The organism is Peribacillus simplex (assembly GCF_001578185.1).
Lineage (GTDB): Bacteria > Bacillota > Bacilli > Bacillales > DSM-1321 > Peribacillus > Peribacillus simplex_A.
Genome location: NZ_CP011008.1, coordinates 2618318 through 2638134 on the forward strand (window position 1 = coordinate 2618318; position 19817 = coordinate 2638134).

Annotated in this window: 17 protein-coding genes and 3 pseudogenes; 2 read left to right on the forward strand and 18 right to left on the reverse strand. The window is 37.1% G+C overall.

Annotated features, from left to right (window positions below; all coding sequences use genetic code 11):
- Nucleotides 1–222: 222 nt before the first annotated feature.
- From UP17_RS12210 to fmdA, 5 genes are all read right to left on the reverse strand, one after another.
- The gene (locus tag UP17_RS12210) at nucleotides 223–564 is read right to left on the reverse strand and encodes a DUF3870 domain-containing protein (RefSeq protein ID WP_061463257.1); all 342 of its coding nucleotides are present in this window, start codon (nucleotides 562–564) and stop codon (nucleotides 223–225) included.
- A gap of 29 nt (nucleotides 565–593) precedes the next feature.
- Nucleotides 594–1811: an L-2-hydroxyglutarate oxidase gene (gene lhgO / locus UP17_RS12215; RefSeq protein WP_061463258.1), complete on the reverse strand. Its 1218-nt coding sequence runs from the start codon at nucleotides 1809–1811 to the stop codon at nucleotides 594–596.
- 14 nt (nucleotides 1812–1825) lie between these two features.
- Nucleotides 1826–2500 (reverse strand): GntR family transcriptional regulator, encoded by a 675-nt coding sequence (locus UP17_RS12220; protein ID WP_061463259.1) that lies wholly within the window; start codon nucleotides 2498–2500, stop codon nucleotides 1826–1828.
- Between the two features lie 535 nt (nucleotides 2501–3035).
- Nucleotides 3036–3308: a zinc ribbon domain-containing protein gene (locus UP17_RS12225; protein WP_061463260.1), complete on the reverse strand. Its 273-nt coding sequence runs from the start codon at nucleotides 3306–3308 to the stop codon at nucleotides 3036–3038.
- A gap of 28 nt (nucleotides 3309–3336) precedes the next feature.
- Nucleotides 3337–4515, reverse strand: coding sequence for a formamidase (gene fmdA / locus UP17_RS12230; protein WP_061463261.1), 1179 nt, complete (start codon nucleotides 4513–4515; stop codon nucleotides 3337–3339).
- A 1085-nt stretch (nucleotides 4516–5600) separates the two neighbouring features.
- On the opposite strand from fmdA, the gene UP17_RS12235 reads away from it, so the two are divergent.
- Nucleotides 5601–6353: an alpha/beta fold hydrolase gene (locus UP17_RS12235; protein WP_061463262.1), complete on the forward strand. Its 753-nt coding sequence runs from the start codon at nucleotides 5601–5603 to the stop codon at nucleotides 6351–6353.
- A 7-nt stretch (nucleotides 6354–6360) separates the two neighbouring features.
- Complete coding sequence (locus UP17_RS12240; protein ID WP_061463263.1) at nucleotides 6361–6957, forward strand: TetR/AcrR family transcriptional regulator; 597 nt, start codon at nucleotides 6361–6363, stop codon at nucleotides 6955–6957.
- A 594-nt stretch (nucleotides 6958–7551) separates the two neighbouring features.
- Here UP17_RS12240 and UP17_RS12245 read toward each other — a convergent pair.
- The 13 genes and pseudogenes from UP17_RS12245 to pulA form a co-directional block, all read right to left on the reverse strand.
- A complete protein-coding gene (locus UP17_RS12245) occupies nucleotides 7552–8124 on the reverse strand; it encodes a site-specific integrase (RefSeq protein WP_250211804.1) in 573 nt (190 codons plus the stop codon).
- A 481-nt stretch (nucleotides 8125–8605) separates the two neighbouring features.
- Nucleotides 8606–9577, reverse strand: coding sequence for a UV DNA damage repair endonuclease UvsE (gene uvsE, locus UP17_RS12250; protein ID WP_061463264.1), 972 nt, complete (start codon nucleotides 9575–9577; stop codon nucleotides 8606–8608).
- Between the two features lie 197 nt (nucleotides 9578–9774).
- Nucleotides 9775–10950 (reverse strand): trans-sulfuration enzyme family protein, encoded by a 1176-nt coding sequence (locus UP17_RS12255; RefSeq protein ID WP_061463265.1) that lies wholly within the window; start codon nucleotides 10948–10950, stop codon nucleotides 9775–9777.
- 60 nt (nucleotides 10951–11010) lie between these two features.
- A complete protein-coding gene (locus tag UP17_RS12260; RefSeq protein ID WP_061463266.1) occupies nucleotides 11011–11232 on the reverse strand; it encodes a hypothetical protein in 222 nt (73 codons plus the stop codon).
- A gap of 661 nt (nucleotides 11233–11893) precedes the next feature.
- On the reverse strand, nucleotides 11894–12586 hold the full coding sequence (locus UP17_RS12265; RefSeq protein WP_061463267.1) for a hypothetical protein: 693 nt from the start codon (nucleotides 12584–12586) through the stop codon (nucleotides 11894–11896).
- Entirely contained in the window at nucleotides 12583–13323 is a 741-nt protein-coding gene (locus UP17_RS12270) for a hypothetical protein (RefSeq protein WP_061463268.1), read from the reverse strand. Before UP17_RS12270 ends, UP17_RS12265 begins: the two co-directional genes overlap by 4 nt.
- A complete protein-coding gene (locus UP17_RS12275; protein ID WP_061463269.1) occupies nucleotides 13304–14206 on the reverse strand; it encodes an ATP-binding cassette domain-containing protein in 903 nt (300 codons plus the stop codon). The genes UP17_RS12270 and UP17_RS12275 overlap by 20 nt, the downstream gene beginning before the upstream one ends.
- Complete coding sequence (locus tag UP17_RS12280) at nucleotides 14203–14598, reverse strand: GntR family transcriptional regulator (protein WP_250211805.1); 396 nt, start codon at nucleotides 14596–14598, stop codon at nucleotides 14203–14205. The genes UP17_RS12275 and UP17_RS12280 overlap by 4 nt, the downstream gene beginning before the upstream one ends.
- Before the next feature lie 272 nt (nucleotides 14599–14870).
- A pseudogene (locus UP17_RS28305) lies at nucleotides 14871–15574 on the reverse strand (AAA family ATPase).
- A gap of 522 nt (nucleotides 15575–16096) precedes the next feature.
- Complete coding sequence (locus UP17_RS12285) at nucleotides 16097–16600, reverse strand: PCYCGC motif-containing (lipo)protein (protein WP_061463270.1); 504 nt, start codon at nucleotides 16598–16600, stop codon at nucleotides 16097–16099.
- Between the two features lie 458 nt (nucleotides 16601–17058).
- Entirely contained in the window at nucleotides 17059–17268 is a 210-nt protein-coding gene (locus tag UP17_RS12290; protein ID WP_061463271.1) for a hypothetical protein, read from the reverse strand.
- Nucleotides 17255–17482, reverse strand: a pseudogene (locus UP17_RS26500) (hypothetical protein); the annotation flags it as partial. The pseudogene UP17_RS26500 and the gene UP17_RS12290, both read right to left, overlap by 14 nt.
- 297 nt (nucleotides 17483–17779) lie before the next feature.
- A pseudogene (gene pulA / locus UP17_RS12295) lies at nucleotides 17780–19771 on the reverse strand (type I pullulanase); the annotation flags it as partial.
- Nucleotides 19772–19817: the final 46 nt, after the last annotated feature.

The following is a 19817-nucleotide window of genomic DNA, read 5'->3' on the forward strand; positions in this document are numbered from 1 at the left end:
CTGGCTTATATTCACTTCACTGCTCTATGCAAATAGAGTCACAGCGAATATGCAGTTATGTATGATTTATTTTTCCTGTTTCCAATCATTAAGATCTTTACACGATTCTGAAATGGTATTTTCCAAAAGGTGTTAATGTCATAATATTGGCTTAATTCCATTTAAACGTTTTTCAGTAAAATTGTCAATGGTTTTTACAAATTATTCTGATAAATTATATTACTAACTTGGTAGTTTCGTTTTTTCTCCTGCTTTAATTTGCTGAAAATGGATATCCAGGTCCTTTAAGGCAGCAATCAATGCATTAGCCGCTTTCCCCCTATAATACGTTTGAATCGATTCTATCGCGTCATCAACACCATCATTTAGACTGGTCCCTTTTAACAAACGCCCAATGAATTCCCGGCCATGCTCTGTTGCCAATGTACAAGAGGCTTCCAGGACAACCCCATATTTAGCATCGATTTCTGCAGTGATGGTCAATGTTTCAAAGACACTTTTCGCTGCCATTCCTTGAGGTAAACGTGCATGACCTGCTATGAAAATTGTTTTACCATTGAACATGAGGCATCTTCCTCTCTCTTTAACGAATTTTATTTTGTCAATACAGCTTCCAATAAGTGTGATTGTTCCGGAATCCGGTTAACAACCTCTTTTCCAATTTCAATTGAGGCTGTTGCAGCAGGTGACGGTGCATTACATACATGAATGGTCCGTTTCCCCATTATAATATGAAAATCATCCACCATATTACCATCATCCTGTAACGCCTGGGCCCGCACTCCAGAAGGTGCAGGGATTAAATCATCTTCTTGAATTTCCGGAATTAATTCCTGCAGGCTTTTCGTAAATTGCTTTTTACTAAAAGAGCGGACATACTCATCCATCCCTTCCTTCATGAATTTACTAGCCAGCTTCCAAAAACCTTTATAGCTTAAAACTTCAGTTAAATCTTTCGCATTGAAGTCGGTTTTTTTATAACCTTCCCGCTTGAAACTTAGTACAGCATTTGGTCCAGCATCTACTTCCCCGCTAATCATCCGTGTGAAATGAACCCCTAAAAATGGGAATTTCGGGTTAGGTACCGGATAAATTAAATGATTGACAAGGAAGCGCTTTTCGGGCTTCAGTTTAAAATACTCACCGCGAAACGGGACAATTTTCATATCAGTTTTATACCCCGCAGCTGCTGCGATACGGTCACTGTGCAACCCTGCGCAATTAATGACTATCCTTGCCTTTATGGTACCATTGTTCGTTTCGATGATGACATCATCAAAATTCTCGTCAATCTTCTCCACCTTTGTATTCAGCATGATTTCACCGCCGTTGCCCCGGATGATATCCGCCATCTTTTCACTTACCTGACGATAATTGACGATGCCTGCTTGCGGGACGCGTATCGCACCAAGTCCATTGACATGTGGTTCGATTTCCTTTAACTCGTCCACACCGATTCGTTGTATAGCTAGCTCATTTTGCAAACCGCGTGAATATAAATCATCCAAAAGGGGCAACTCTTCTGGCTTTGTTGCAACAATGACCTTTCCGCAAATATCATGTTCAATTCCATGCATCCGGCAGAATTCCGTCATTGATTTGCTTCCTTGACGGGCAAACCGTGCCTTGAAACTGCCTGGTTTATAATAAATTCCTGAATGGATGACGCCGCTGTTATGCCCCGTTTGATGATCTGCAACAACGGCCTCTTTTTCAATGACTACCACTTTAGCATTAGGAAAACGCTGATAAAGTGCCATTCCCGTTGATAAACCTACTATTCCCCCACCAACAATTGCAAAATCATACACAATTAACACTCCTTTTATTGATGATTTTTAGTATTCAGCAACTCCATATACGTAATTAAATTATTCTTAGTTCGTAAAATGTGAAACTCTACTGCTGCCCTTAGTTCTGCAGGATCCCCTCTTAATGCCGCTTCATATATCATCCGGTGTTCCCTTTGCGTTTCTGGGTAATAATCAATCAGCAAATTCGGCGCAATGGGTGAGATACCGAGTGTCTCTACCATTTTTTGAACCCTTGGCCACGGACACCCTTTGCGTAGGGTTTCATGGAAAGCCGCATTTAAAAGGATATAATGCTCATTGGTTTCATCAGATAACTGAATTCCTTCCATTTCAATCAAAATACCTTTTAATTTTTCCTTATCCTCCTTTGTTAAATAAGGAAGCGATTTTTCCACGGCAAGGCCTTCAAGCAGGGACCTGGTATGATAAATTTCTTCAATATCATCCCGGGTAATAGGTGTGACGACTGCTCCTTTATGAGGAACCATTTCCACCAAGCCTTCCATTTGAAGCTGTGTAAGGGCTTCACGAATAGGCATTCTGCTAACTTCCAGGCGATCGGCCCACTCCTCTTGGATGAGTCGCTCCCCCTTTTTCAACGTTCCATTCAAAATCGCATTCCTAAGGCTTTTGGTTACATTTTTAACGATGGTTGATTTATCTCGATCGGAATTAACATTATCCAATTAAGCGTCCACCTTTCAATATTGGATACAATTTTAACTATATCAACTATATAAAGCGATTACAACACTAAAAATTAAATATATTGTATCCAATTTAAAAAACACTGGATACAATATATTAGGTAAACATCTAATTCACATCTGATTATAATTTGTGGCACCTGTTTATATTTAACTATTTAAATAAGATATCAGAGCATCCCTCACCCTCTTTAATTATGTTCGTGATTTTAAAGGATTATTTAATTGGTTACGTTTCAGAAGGATTAGTTTCTTGTTCCTCTATTAAAGAAATTCAACCAGAAGTCCTGGAACAGCTTGAATTAGTAGATGCTAGTAACTATTTTAAGTAATGACCACCGAAGCAGAATTAAGTAAGCATGAATCGTATTTCCATCGCAATGTGATACAAAAAATCGCGGTAAAATCTTAGATGTTACCTTTTATCCCTTTAAATAAAAACCAAAAGCACAAAAAGGAATTTGATCTTCCTTTTTGTGCTTTTTTAAGTGTTTATAGGAGAAATCGTCTTTGCTTACTGCCCAACTTGCCATGGACGACTGACTTGTGGTTTCCTTTTACTTTGTTTTGGCCCTAATTCTTCTTTTGTCATTCTACGAGGCTCCATCCCCCGTTCAATACGGGTGCGTATTTCCTTCGAATTAGAAAACAAATTGGGTGGTTGGTAGACACGGGAAGCCCCTTGATGGCAGCCCGGACATTGCGCTGTTCCTTTATTGCCTGCCATTGACTTAAAGAATAGTGTGAACTCACCGCATTGACTGCAGTTAAAGGTGTAACTAGGCAAGGAAATTCCCCCTTCATGCATCTATTTATTACTTTGGATTAATATCTTTATCAAATATTTGGGTCGGAATGGCCACGGTACAACACGCATTAGGGATGTCGACGATACCATTTATCCGGCCTTCAATAGGCGCTGTACCTAATATCATATATGCCTGCTCTCCTGTATAACCGAGTGTTTTCAAATATTCGATTGCATTCAGGCAAGCTCGGCGGTATGCAATATGTGCATCCAAATAATGTTGCTTTCCTGTAAACTCATCTACTGAAATGCCTTCAAACACTAAATAATCGGAATAATTTGGTTCAACCGGACCAGGTTTGAAGATAGGATTGTCTTTAATTTTATATTTCTCCATACCTCCCTTAATCACGTCGACACGAAGATCAATCCATCCCGCCATTTCAATCCCGCCGCAGAATGTAATTTCGCCATCCCCTTGTGAAAAATGGAGGTCACCTACCGAAAGTTTTGCTCCGTCCACAAATACTGGGAAGAAGACTCTTGAACCTTTTGATAAATTTTTAATGTCACAGTTTCCTCCATTTTCCCTTGGAGGCACGGTTCTCGCTCCCTCTTTGACAACCCGATCAAATTCTGCTCCTTTTAACGTGCCTAGCACTGCATGCTCTGCTTGAGGAGAAGTTGCTAGTTCAGGTACACGGTCGGGATCTGTCATCTTCAATTCATTTTCTCGTTTATTCCACTCTTGCAGAAGCTCCATTGAAGGCGCCACACCAATTAATCCAGGGTGGATAAGCCCGGCAAACTTAACACCTGGCACATGCCTTGAAGTCGTATAAATTCCTTCAAAGTCCCAGATAGATTTAGCTGCTTCCGGATAATGTTCTGTTAAAAAACTTCCTCCATTTTCTTTGGCGAAAATTCCATTAAAACCCCATTCAGACTCAGCAAACGCACCGATATCCAAAATATCAACAACTAATAAATCACCCGGTTCCACTCCATTTACATAAACCGGTCCGCTTAATACATGAACTCGCGGCAAAATAACATCCCTAATGTCACGAGGATCGTCATTGTTGCTAATTTGTCCATCCGTCCAATCTTTACACTCCATACGAAACGATTGGCCCAGCTCTACTGAAAAAGCAGCGGGAATATCCGGATGCCAACGATTATGCCCCGGGTGTGCTTGTTGCTCCATCGGTTTACTAAGATCCAGTTTAAACAAAGTTTTAGGCATGTTACTCCTCCTTCAATCTATTAATCTATGAGGTTAAACTATGTATGCGTTTTCATATTAGTATTTTTAACAAATATAGTCAAATTATTAATATTATAACAGTTGGGTTTAATGAACTTAATCTTGATGAAGTGAGTAAAGCAATATTAAGAATCAATAGAACAACAACCTTTTTTTAATATTTTAGTTGAGTTGACCGTTTTTACTTAGCTTTTAAAGGTGCACGCTCCATTTTGTACTTTGTTATTAATTCATATGAGATTAGAACAACCTATTGATTCAATAGATAAATAGGTTTATTTTAAAATCCCCCTATTTATTTCCGTTGAGAAAAGGTTAATTTTTTAACTAATAACTTGAAAAATCCTGAATAATACTATAAAAAAGGCATTCCTCAACAGAATGCCTTTTTATAAAATTGAATTTCCCCTGAGATTCTTCCTCCAAAATAAGAATTTTTCACGAAATTTAGTTTTAAAAGACAGAGCATCCTCTCCTTCTTATACTTTGATAAATATTATTCAACATTGGCGTTGATTGCCAGAGTTCATTAAAAAAAGAAAAACCTTTCTTTAGTTGAAGATTATCTACAGTCTGGAACCCTATAATCATAGGTTTTTTTATGAATAGTAGAATAAATCAGGAATAGGAGTTACCATAATTATATTATGGTAACTACTTAATGAGGCCTGTTTATTCATTTCTGAGATCAGCTAATTCATTAGTTGTTCAACAAGACTTAATGACATGGTTCTTGCTCTGGACCGCAAAGTAAATATGGAGACTAATAAAATACTCCTTATTCGTTTATTTCTTTCAGTTTTCATCGATTTATTGCCTAACATAGGGAACCATGAGATATTCCGGTTGCTGAGACTATCTCTTTAACAGAATTCTATACTGTCGATTCAGTAATCAAGTGTTACAAAAATACTGATTTTTGATAATGGTTTATAATAACATGGCAGTTATGTTATTTTAGAGAACGGGCGATTTTGCGAAATTAAATTGCATTTTCTATTGACTAAATGTTCATTCAATAATAAAATAATACTGAAAATTCAGTAAAAATCGGAGGGGTTGAATTGGATTTATATTTCGAGATTACTGGTAATGGTCATCCTGTTGTTCTTATTCATAGTGGTGGTGCTGATTTAAGGCAATGGACATTTTTGGCATCACTTTTATCTAAGGATTACAAAGTGATTGCTTTTGATGGTCGTGGTGCCGGTAAATCACCATCCCCAATAAAACATGCAAACTATGTTGACGATGTATTGGCATTAATGGATTACCTGGAACTTAATCAGGCAACGCTTATAGGCCATTCCATGGGCGGACAGATTGCAACCGATTTCGCTCTTAATTACCCTGAAAGAGTATCGAAACTTGTATTAATCGCTCCTTCTTTAACAGGTTTTCCCTATTCAAAGGAGTTTGAACAATACCATGACAAGATATTAGAAAGTGCCCCGAATATAGATAAGATGTTGGATCTTGCCCTTCATTCACCAACTTACCAGGTTGTTATCGATAGTCCGCAAAAAGATCTCACTGTTCAAATGCTCAGGCATCATTTCGGGCGCATGCTTAAGTGGCCCGCTGATTTCTGCATGAAATGGCCTCAGCCGCCAGCAATGGAACGATTAGAAGAATTGAACCCCGAAACTTTATTTTTTATCGGCAAAAAAGACTTGGCAGACAATTTTCGAGTTGCCGATTGTTTCCGTAAGGTTCCAAACCTCCGTTTCATCGAACTAGAGGATGCCGATCATATGCTGCCCCTCACCCATTCTGAATTTTTATATCAAGAATTCACTGCCTTTATGGAGGATTAAAGTTAAAATGCCACGTACACCCGAAGAGAATGACCGTATTCGCCAAGCATCCAAAGAAAAAATTCGTGCTGCAGCCATGGAGTTATTTATGAAACAAGGATTTTACGCTACTTCTATAAGCGATATAGCCAAGAAGGCGGGTATTTCTAAAGGGTTACTTTATAACTATTACAAAGGAAAAGAAGAACTGCTTTCTGAAATGGTCGAGGCCAGAATCAGGGAAGTGGTTAAAGTCATGGAAGAAGCAGTCATCTTGGAGAAACCAAATGAGCAGCTTAAATATATAGTCAATGGTGCCATTGATAATATCCATAAAAACCCGGAAGTCCATCGCTTCTATCTACACCTACAAACACAGCCAGAGGCTGATGAAGAGTTGATTAAATACACTCATCTCCTTATCGGGGAAAACACTAGGCAGTTTGAGTTTCAATGCAAAATATTTGAAATAATGGGAGAAAAGGAGCCAAGGAAACGATCGTTATATTTTTCATCTGTGCTCCAAGGTATTATGTTGATGATATCTACCTACCCACAGAAGTTTCCGATAGAAGAAATAAAGAAGCAGATTATAAGGGAGTTTTGTAACAAGTCTATCGTTTAAAAGCCGCTTATCTTGAATAAAGTTTAAACAAGGATCCTTCAACAACTGGGCGCTTTTCTTGAGTGAAAAATTGCGCTCTTTTCACAGATAAGTGTTCATAACAAATAACCAGCTAATATCTTGACCCGATATTGGCTGGTTATTCTCCGATCAAAATGATAAAAACTATGACACTTTCGCTCCCCCGAGTATCAGTTACAATTTTCCCATTTGTTAATAATTTATTTTCCAAGTTCTTATTCCAATTGTATACAATTCCTTCACTTCCGTACGAAAAACAGCGTCCAATTTCATTACTGAATCCAAACTCTTGTAATTTTCAAAACTCTCAGTGAGGTTTTTTCCCTTGTAAAAGGCGTATCCAACTCCTTTCTACATCAACTAAATGGAAAAATGTTTGGATTATGCCCCCACTCCGCTAGTTGTGGAACGGAGAAGCTCTTCCTCTTTCATCTCTCCGATTAAAGACCAGTCTTCTTTAACCATCCAGTTATATCGAAATAATGTTTGCGCTGGAATACCTCCCTATTATAGGAATGTGGTAACCAATAACAAACTGAGTAATACTGGTCGGCTATAAATCGGCCCGGTCAGTTAATAATAGAAATCCATTAATGTTTCGTCCATTAAATCTTGTGTAAGACCTATGTAAATCATCGTATCTTTTGGATTGGAGTGATTTAGGATTTGCTGCAGTAATGCGATATCCTTGAATTTTTGGTAATGCAAATAACCGAAAGTTTTTCTTAAGGTATGTGTACCTACATCCGGAATGTCTGCCATTTCAGCTGCTTTGTTCAAGACCCGGTAGGCTTGTACCCTAGTGATCGGTCCATTCCCTTTTCGACTTGGAAATAAATATTGTTCATTATTCAGGTTCATTTTCCGGACATACTTCTTTACTTCCTTTCGAAGTTGAGGATTGACAATGAACCGTTTAATTTTATCTGTCTTTTGCTCCACAATGACTATATGCGTGCCTTCTAGGATATCTTTCACTCGCAATTGTAAAAGATCCCCTATACGCAAACCAATATTTATCCCAATTGAAAACATCATATAATCCCTGTAGCTGCAATATTTTAATAGTGACTTTTTCATCTTTTCTATGTGATCGAGCCGGCGTATCGGCTGGACATTCTTGATTCTTTGAGAGGTCGCTTGCATGAATGACTCATTCCCCTTTCCCCTTCTTTCATTGTACGTGAACAGGCGAAAAAAAGGCAAGTTTTTTTAATTTCAATACCCTTATAAACCTTGATTTAACGCGATTTCGAATGTATCAATAGAGGCCCTTTGTTACATTCGGAATATTCTTGCGAAATCACCCAATAAGCCCTTAAAATCTGCCAACGTCCTTTAAACGTCTGTATAGAGCCATATAGCGTTTTTAAGACAGTTTTGATTAATGACTCTATGGATTTAAAACAACGGCTTTAAAAACTAAATATGAAGCTCATTTTTTTTAATATTTTTGTAAGTTAATGTATACTTTTGAATATTTCTATCATTTAATCATATTGTTCATTTTTATAAAACCAATTCGATTGACCATAACTATGTTATGTAAACAGTGTCTTCAATTATTATTTATTACATTTGATAAAGAGAATCTTATGCACCCTCTTTATCAAATCACCTCAATTTATTAATGAATATAAAAACTGGCTCCATCAATGATCTCTATATCTTTGTATACTTGCAGCTGATCCATCAACTGGAAAAGTGCTCCATCCTTTTGTTTTGCTTCAATCATACAATCCAATTGTGGTAAACTCCCCTTAATTTGTTGCAAAAAATCCATGAAGATTCCTGTATCCACAAAGTCAGCATGTGCTCGAAATTCTTTATCGGACCTTGGACTTGAAATATGCATTTTAGGAGGCAGTTTGGAATTACTCCAGGTATTTAATATTCGGTCCCAATGATCTTTCCAATTTTCACTTGGTAACCGATGTGCGAGGTAATGGTGATAATCAAAAACTATTGGAATCCCCAATTTCTCACATAAGTAAAGTGTTTCCGTCAAAGTAAAGGTAGTATCATCATTCTCGAGAATGACCATTCTTTGAATCGATTCAGGAATCAACCCCCAATTATGAATAAACTGCTCCAAAGCCTGTACATGTTCGCCATAACCACCGCCAACATGCAGAACACAGCGATGCTCAGGGTTAATCCCCATTTTCTCCAATAAAGTATAATGCATCCTTAATGTTCTTAATGATGTCTTCAGTATATCTATATTTGAACTATTCAAGATGACGTAATGATCTGGGTGAAAATCTATCCTTATTTTTGGATGATTTGTAATAAATGATTTTAATTTGGCAAGTTCCTCCAAAAGAGGATCTATGTAATCCCACTCTGGCATTTCTGGATGATTGGCTAAAGGTATGAGTTTAGAAGAAAGTCTAAAGAATTGAATATTATTAGCTTCGTTATGTATCAGTAAACGCCAACAATTATGAAGATTGGAAATCGAAATGCGTTCAAGTTTCCTTATCGCCGCATCTTTGTCCTTAATTTTCGAAAACTGAGCAAAAGTCATCGTTTGCGATGGTGAACAGTTTGGCACATGAGTACTCATGGCTACATAACCTAGGCGGATTAATGTCAAATGGATATCTCCTTTACATTTTTTGTTTATTGGAAGTATCCCATTAAATCATTAATAAATCCATATGGGAAAAAATCCATCTCTAACAGCAATTATAAAAAATAGATCGCATACACAAATGCCTGTTATACTTAAGTAATTCCCCATTCTAGTGTCAAAAGGATGATACATTTCAGGTTATCCTGCAAACAAAGATCTCATAAATCTAGTGCTTGTTCAAGATCTGCAATTAATTTTTCCGCTGGTTCCATTCCTACAGAGAGACGAATTAACCCAGGGCTTACATGTTCCTTGATTAGATTGTCAGCATTGTTACCTAAGTTTGGAGACATAATAAGACTCTCGAAAGAACCCCAGGACACACCAATTTTAAAGATCCTCACTTTGTTTATCACTTCCTTTACTGCTTCATAATTTGCACTTTTAAGTTCGAAAGTCAATAAACCCGAGAAGCCAGTTAGCTGTTGATTATTTATTTCTGTATTACGCGGCGAGCGAAGTCCAGGGTAATTTACCCTTGATACAACTGGATGGGAAGAAAGGAAACCTGCGATTTGCTTAGCGTTTTCTTGATGTACTTTCATACGTAATGGCAATGTTTGCAATCCCCGCAACAATAGTGAGGCTTCGCGCGGCCCCATCGTTCCACCAAACAATAAATACTCCTTATTAAAAAGATCCTTCATTACTTCACCACTAGTAATTAATGCACCGCCTAACAAGTCACTATGTCCTCCTAAGTATTTAGATGCGGAATGAACTACAATATCAATCCCATAAGTTAAAGGCTTTTGAAAGAGGGGGGTGGCCCATGTATTATCAATGATCGTACGAACACCACAAGACCTTGCCATATCACCAATAACCTTAAGATCGACAAGTTTGAGATTCAAATCTGTTGGATTTTCCAGGTATATTAATTTTGTATTTGGCATGATAGCTCTCTTGATATCTTTCTTCACAGTCGAGTAAACAACTGAATGGTTAATCCCAAACTTCTGCAAATAAGTTAACAGATCCATTGTGGATTTATATATATTACTTATACATAACACATGGTCTCCGGCTTTTACACTGTTGAAAATTGCTGCAGTAATCGCAGCCATTTCTGAAGCAAAACATTTACATTGCTCCCCCTGCTCCAATGCGGCTAATTTTTTTTCGGCGATTTCAACAGTTGGGTTAGTCCCTCGTGTATATACATAATGATTTTGTTGATCATTTTCTGCTTTGACAAACTCTTCATGTGTAGGGTAGACAAATAAAGAATTCCCGAATATTGGAGGAATGATCGCTCCACCAAACAGATCGGACCCCGTATCAAAGTGCATACAAATTTCTTGATCACTAAAGAAGTTCTCAGGATTCTGCATGGTTTCCTCCTTCTATTTACCTTTTTATGAGTAGCTTTAAAAGTGATTACCCTTTTAGGATCAAATCAAGCTCCCTGCTTTATCCAATTCTTTGATTTCTATAATATAAGAAGTTAATTGTATAGTGGCAATCCGGTTCACTTTAATGGATATTTGTATTTCGGGGTCCATATTAACGGGTATAGGAATGTAGGTAGTTGTGGGCTGCAAATGAACATCTTTTAGCGGTAATGGTTTTACACCTTCAATAAGAATAAAACAACTCTCTCCTGTATACTCCATATCCGTATATCCATTAACTCTCATCTGGGCTATTAAAGTATGTCCCTATTCTATAAAATTTATCCGTACTTAATTTTATAAAACAGGTTCATGATTCACAACCACTCTATTTTTTCATACACCCATCCACTCGTTCTGAATGTGTTACTTGCACAATAAAAGAACATTTCCTTTCCCCTTTAAAAACTTGACCCTTAAGTCGTTTCTCTGCTATTTCTTACTACTATCACAAATACCATCTTTAAAATAGAAAATGCTCTGATGACACAACCCCAGAGCATTTTTTACTATTTTAGATATATATTAACATTTTCTGTTAATGGCTTTTACACGAACGTTCGTAAAGTGTTTTCTACCTTTTATAATGCATTATAATAATACATGGAATTATATAGATCTGTTCCTACATCATTATGATAACTTGCATTTCAGTATGGATTAGATGATGCATTATACCTGTTAGAGAAATCCCCATAATCTTATTGATAGTTCACATAACAACTCCGTTTTATCTATTAGGGTTAGGGGTCCTGCCTTAACCATTATCACTTTTTTATTCTCTTCGTTTTCTTCAGAAGTCTTTGATTTTCTATATTCTCATACAACCTTTATAACGTGGTTGTATTCTATGCAAAGAGATGAAAATATCTCAACCATTCGTTTACTTCTCAATAAATTCAAGAAAAACATGATCATCAGCTATTAACTCAAGATTATTGGGTATTCGTAAATAAACGACTTGGTCGGTACTGAAAGATGGATTTATGATCGATTCACCTGTAAATTGTCGTATTGGAAAATCAGCTTTAGTTATTATAAGATTAATATCTTGTTGTTGAAGAAGATTAATGGTAAGGGTATCATCCGTTAACTCAAGATGATAAGGCTTCAGTTTTCTAGAAAAATCGTAACCGTCTATTATTAATCCATTGCCAAAAATGAAGGCTTCAATCGTGTCATCGTTATTTGTCTTTCTTTCTACCAAAATTTGCGAACCGTCACTGTTACTAGATTTGACCTTTATTGTTTTATTTTGGTGATTACTAAAGTTCCTTTCTTTCATTAAATACTTTGCATCAACCTGGTCGATCTCTCCCTTATTAAGATTCGAATATAAATCACTTAATTCCCGGTCTGTATCCACCACTTTTTCCATTCCTTTCTGACTCATCGAATCATCAATGATGAAAGGGACAAAAGCCGTGCCTAGTAGTAGTACGCCAATATAGATGAAGAGAAGCCAGTGAGTTACTTTGGGAGTTGCAAATTTTCCGGCAAACCTAACCATAAAAATGAAAACTCCAAATATAAGAATCAGAATGACTAACGGCAATATTGCTGTCATAACGGTCATCGTCTTACCTCCATTCGATTCAAGATGCTTATAGCAACTGAAAAAAATACAGCAACCGTTACAATCACTTTGATAATAAATAGAGAAAGCGTCGATTCCATCGTATAAAATGTAAATACATTTACGAGAAAAGGCTCTTTTTGAATTGAGGCCTCAAGAAATAGCGTTCCAAATAACAAAACAGAAATAAGAATGATAAACAATTTACTTACTTGGACTAGTGTCCCAATAAAGTAGCCAATGGAGCTAACTAAGAAAACATAAAAAATTGTTACACCTATACCCATAACAAGTTCTTGTAACCCAGAATGAACGCCATAAATCCGCTCATCAAGAAAAATAAAAGCTAAGACTTTCAACAAATTCCCAGCCAGAATGGCAGTGATGCCCCCAACGATACTTGCCGTTAATAAAAAGAGAATATTCGATAGACTACTACTAAGGCGATTGGTTACGAAAGTAAAATCATGATTTCTGTATGGTTTCGTAGTTATTGTAATCGCTGTAACGAAAGCCCAAATGAGTGTGAAACCAATGACTAAATCTGCAGAATAGTATTCTATATTAACACTAATGTTACTTCCTCCCATTCCAGCTGAGCCAACACCACCAATTGAAAAGAGAAGTGCTAATAACTGGATTCCAATGAGTGAACTAAAAGCATCTATATTTGCTTTTAGCTTAAAAAAGTATTGTTTTTTTATCGTTTTCTTCAAATTAACTTTTGTTAAAGACATCATCAATTCCTCCTTTCGTTTCATTGGTTAAGTAAACACATAAATCACTTGATTGAACGGGTAAGATTTCCATTCCTACAATGCGAGCTTTATTAAGTAAGGACTCTGAAAAGTCATTTTTTACAACCGCATACATCGTATTCACACCTAAGTATTCCTTAAAAAGGATTTCCTTTCCACTCGTTAAATTAAGTACTTCTTCCGTTGTTCCTTTTAATCCGATTGCCCATTCCTTTAACTCAGAGATTGACATTTGGAAATGTTTCTTCCCACCTTTAATGAGTAACACATCTTCCAGTAAATCCTCAATTTCATCCAAGTGATGGCTAGATAGAATAATAGTACGTGGATAAGCAATATAATCCTTAAGCAATGCTCGATAGAAGTCTTTTCTTACTGCCACATCCATTCCTGTAGTTGGTTCATCAAAAATTGTTAATGGACAACGGGATGCTAAGCCGATAACCATATTAAAGGTACTTGTTTTTCCTTTCGAAAGCCGATTATGATAAGATTTTGAATCAAAAGAAAAATAGTCAAGTAAGCGCTTAGCTAATTTCCTATCCCAATTTGGATAGAAGTTCCCTGCCACTGTTAATATTTCACCAAGTGGTATGGCTGGTGGAAAACTCATTTGGTCGTCCACAAAGATGGAGTTTATAGAGACGTTCAGGCTGTTATATGGTCTTTCAGAAAAAACCTTGACCTGTCCTGACGTTTCTTTGATGAACCCAGCAATAATTTTAAGTAAGGTCGTTTTTCCAACTCCATTTCGACCAATTAATCCCGTTATTTTATTTTCTTCAATTGAAAAAGAGAGCTTATCTAAAATATTTTTCCTTAAATAAGTTTTCGTTAAATCCGTACATTCAATCACCCTCATTGTTCAGCCTCCTGATTATTTGCTACTTTTATCATTTTGATTAATTCTATTTTACTTATTTGTAATCGATTAGCTTCTAAAACCAACTCCCGTACTAATCGCTTCAATGTTTGGTTTTTTCGTTTATAGATGATGATTTCTTTTGCATCACCAGCGACAAACATACCAAGTCCTCGCTTTTTATACAGGATATTTTCGTCCACCAGAAGATTGAGGCCCTTTGCTGCAGTTGCAGGATTGATCGTATACATTTCAGCTAATTGGTATTGTGAGTACACCTTTTCGTCACTTTTAAAATGACCATTTAAAATTTCCGATTCAATCCACTCTGCAATTTGCACATAAATAGGCTTAGTACTATCCGTATTTAGAATTGTTTCCTCCTCCTTCAAATGTAGTACATTACTGTTGTAATGTAGTATATATTAATTTGGAATATATTACAATAACTGTTTTTATTTGCTTTGTTAGGTTGGTATCTCCAGTTTGTACTTTATTCCATACATAAACGACCGTTTTTTGGTTATAGAAAAGAGATTCTCTAAAAAATATCTGTCATAATTTGCGCTTATTTTAAATGCTATTTTTTCACATTCAAGTTTAAAACCCAGCTACCTTCACATGAGAAGATTAGCTGGGTTCCGTCATTATTTACCTCCAATTACTAGCTAGCTAGTGCAGCTTCTACGACTTCTGTCGTAATGGAAGTCAGTTGATTGATTTCAAGAATACGTTCAATTTGAGTAAATAGCCGATGAATGAGTTTAAAATTGCCGTTGTGACTTTCATGATGTTAGTGAGTGCCTCATAATCGGAAAGGTCCTCTTTATTAATAGAGATCCCGAGTTCATCCAATTAGTATTCTAAGATATGGTGCATCTCGTCTTTACTAAGCTTCTGAAATTCGTGTGCAAAACCGATACGGAAGTAAGGCTGAGGGTAACGCGCAAACCTTATTTCCTTCCCTGGCATCCCGATGAATCATGGCTACGCCATGTTGAACATAAATATCACGAAGTTGTTCCTAATGTTTCAGTTTTAAACGATCGATTTCATGGACTATAATTAAGTGAATCTCCTCGAAAGCGTTAGAAGTGTTCTTTTCTTTCTCACTAATACGTACCCGATAGAAGTCCTTCACTTTATTGAATCTTATCCCCGATACATGAATGGCACTGGTTAATTTCGTTGCAATGACGGGTGGGGCAGTATAGAAAAGTGTATGACAATCTAAGATTTTTTCATCAGCATGAGCATCTATCCATTCAACTTTTTCATAATTGATTTGCTTCTCGAGATATTCCCACTGGGCATACTGTCAGCTGACAGTGTTTTCCCGACACCTGGTAGACCATAACAAATGCCCATATATTGATACTTGATATTGGCATCACAAAACTCGGCAAATCGCTTATATTCCTTCGTTTCAAAAAATGATTGATAATTTCTATAATATTAATAGGCAGCCTTATATAATTCTACTTGGCATTGGAATAGGGGAAGCATAGAGCAGTTTATTGAAACATCGTAAAAAAAATGTTAGTAATTAAGATCTTCGATAATCGGGCGCTTTTCCGGTGTAACGATAAAAGTCCAATTTCTCAATTTTAATGCTGAGAAATTGGACTTTTTTATATTCACTTATAGTACAAAATCACTCCTGAAGTGACACCTCGGGTATTACTATCACTGCCAGCGTTATGATAACAGTAGACAACTTCCTGTTTTTTGTTAGGTTATAACTGTAGTTTTTCCCCAAGTTGCCGTCCAGAACATGTGTATTTTGCCTGACTTTGAACTGAACTGCACCATTTTTTATTTAAGATGTCTGTCTGGTTCTTGAACTACTTCTTTACTAGAAAACACTTAGTTTTTTTACCTTTCGATTCCTTAAACCTCAGGGGTTGGTGTCGGTTTGGCATATCCACTTTTGTATTTTTCATCCACTTTATTCCGGATATCTTTAATGCTCATACCTTCATTCCAATCTAAAATGGATTGTGCAGCTATTTCTAAGCAAACTCCACATCTTGTCCCGTGGTCATCCCAAACCACTTCCCCATTTTTCTTATTCTCATGGATAAAACAATCGTAATTGTTTTTATGGTTCGCTGATTCCCCGCAACCACAGTAACAAGGTATTTTTTCTAGTAAATCTTTATTTTGAGCAACAGCTAAATAGATCGTCTTCATTTCTTCTGGTTTTTCAGATAAGAAATCCGGTGCTATGTCCTTACTGCCTGTCTCTTCCTGAAGGTCACCGGATACTGTATGTGCTGGATGTCCTTCATGACTGCTTTCTTTTTGAACAACACTTTCTCCTTCACTCGAACAGCCTGAAAGTAATAAAGAACAACAGATCCCAAAAGTCATGGTCATTAATTTAGTCTTCATTTATACACTCCTTGAATATTATTGATACTTCCATTTTATGTTATGGGATGCACTTTCTACAAGATAATTCACAAAAGGTACATAAATCTCCTTTAATTGATATGATAAGGGTCTTCGAATCATGATAAGGACTCATAAAAATAATAAAAAGGTTTTCAATTTATTTGCTTCTGTTTATTTCTTTTCGACAAAGTAAGCGGAATGGCTGCGAGCGAAACTCCGGCTGTAATCCAAATCCCAGCTGGTCTTTCGTTTATTTTCGTTCCTTACTGGATCGTAGGACATTCTTGGAAATCGGCCGTTCTATGTCCACTGTTTCATTTGCTTTATACAATTGCTGATTCTCTGGTAATTGGGTGTTTCTTTCTAAATTGCTTGTATCTTCTCCTAAGGAAAGTCATCGCTTGTTTTAATTCTTGGTCATTCAAGGAACGATGTCAAGTATGAGAAGGAGATTTTTAAGCGTATTTGCCGTTTCGGGAGTATCTGCTGTCCTGGCAAGAATGTTCAGCACTTTGTCCCCTTTCTTCTAACCATTGGTAAAATCCCACGGCCTGCATGCCTTTCATCACTTTAAACGATTCTTTAATCACTTCTTTACATTCCAAAAGGGTACTCTCGATATCCTTGAGTTCTGTATAGCAATGCCTGTTAAAATCCTGCTTCACCCTCCATTCCTTTTTCCATCATTGCATTACACGGGCTAACTGTGGAACAGTGTCCACATGATACACATGAGGATTCATTGATTGGAACATTATTATCCAAAATGACACGTGGGCGTTTTGCTTCAATCAAGTCAATGTTTCAGTGGCCTGTCAGCTTGGCATGCTTCAACACTACGGCCGCAAAGGATGCATTGATACGATTATATCGATAGAATAGTTCCTAAACTAGGATGATAACATGAAGCTTACTGTTAGCATTTGTAATATCGTTCGATTACCGTCCAGCCTGGCCTCGGCACCTTTGATTTTTATATGTATTTTATCTGAGAAAAATAATCGCTCCCTTATAAAAAATGATATAATACAGTTTATAATTTTCTACCCCGACATTTTTTTCTCACGTGAGAGTACATAATGGAGGATTTAATTCCGCCAATAGATTTCATATCAAATAATGAACTAAAACGAAGTGAGAAACAGCATTCTCTCACTTCCACTTTAGTTCAATTGATTACAAGTTTATTTTCAATACAAACGAACTTAAAGCTGCAACGGTTGCCTGACTCCCTTTAATCCTTTCTATACCTCCCAGGCCTGCCTGCTGTCCATTCACTAAAACGGACCATTCTCCTTCATGGGGAAGTGTAATGCTTATCGCGTCCCAATTTGCGTTATGAATCACTGCGATTTTGTAATCATTATGTTTTAGAGTGAAGGCAACTGCATTTGGTGGAGCATCGATGAATTGTAAATGCTCCTCAATTTCTTCCGGTGTGCTTAACCTAAATACAGAATGGTTTTTCCTGAGAGAAATCAGCCCTTTCATATACTCCACTTCGCGATCTAACTCCGCTCTTCTTTTCCAATCCAACCTATTAATCCAATCAGAAGATTGATAGCTATTTTCATCCCCACCCTTTGTACGCATAAATTCTTGTCCAGCATGGATCATTGGAATTCCTTGTGCCAGTAAGACAATTGCTGAAGCCAGTTTATGCATCTGTTTACGTGATTGTTCTGTCGCATCAGGATTAGTGATGAGAAGCTTATCCCATAAAGTATAATTATCATGTGCTTCAACATAATTGATCACTTGATCTGGTTTTTTGTATGTGGCGATATTCTCATCATATTTCAAACCACCAGCGATGCCCTTTTTTATAATATCTTCCATACCTGGTTTGCCATTAATGAACCCTTTATCATGTTCATTCATCACAAATCCTTTTAAACCATCGCGGATAGCATCATTAAAATGAGCGATGCCAGGCATTTTAAAAGCATTCTTTTGATTTGCTTTCTGCTCTTGGGCCAAGGGGGTGTTCATATCCCAGCCTTCGCCTAAAACAATAAGGGTCGGATCAATTTCTGCCAGCGCCTTTTTCACTTCATTCATCGTTTCCACATCATGGATTCCCATTAAATCGAAACGAAAACCATCAAGGTTAAATTCTTTCGCCCAATAGGTTACGGATTCAACGATGAATTTCCGCATCATTTTATGTTCAGACGCGGTATCATTTCCTACACCAGTACCATTTGATAAGGTACCGTCACCGTTATACCGAAAAAAGTAGGTGGGAACCAGTTTATTGAAATTTGAATCATCCACGGAATAAACGTGATTATATACAACATCCATGATTACTCGCAATCCGTGATCATGTAAGCCTTGGATCATTTCCTTTAACTCACGGATCCTGACCTTTGGTTGATACGGGTCAGTCGAATAAGAGCCCTCGGGAGCGTTATAATTTTTCGGATCATATCCCCAGTTATATTGTGGTTCATTCAATTTCATTTCATTGACAGTAGCAAAATCGAATATGGGGATAAATTGCACATGGGTTACACCTAAATCTTTTATATGATCAAGACCCGTTTTCACATCCTCTGGACCTTTGGTTCCGGTTTCAATTACTCCTAAGAATTTACCTTTATGATGGATTCCACTTTCGGGATGAATCGACAAATCCCGTGTATGCAATTCATAAATGATAATGTCCTCAGCTTTGTCGAGCGGTGGTTTATCCCGTGTCCACTTTTCAGGGTCCGTGTCCGTTAAATCTATTACGACTCCCTTATTACCATTTACCGTGACTGCACGAACATAGGGATCTACGGCTTCACTCCAGACTTCTCCCACTTTCACTTTATATGTATAAATCAATTCATCCTGATCACCCGTAAGTTCAATGGTCCAGGTTCCCTTTTCCGAACGATCCATCTGAATCTCCATTCCGCCTGAATCATCCAAATGTTTATAAGTAACTAGTTTAGCTTCAGATGCAAGAGGTGCCCATAACCGGAATGCCGTTTTATCCTTTTGATAGGAGTTCCCCAAATCTTTTCCGTCATAGTAATAAGATTCATCTAGTTCTGCCGGGTTCACTGGATTAATATTTGCAATCGGAAGGGTTTCCGACTGGTTTTCGGTTTTTATGTCCACGGGTTTTCGAATATTGGTATTTTCCTCTTCAAAAGAAGAAAGCGAATCTTTAATAGGTCATTCCTCCATTGAAATTCCCAATTAGAACAGGAATTTTTTA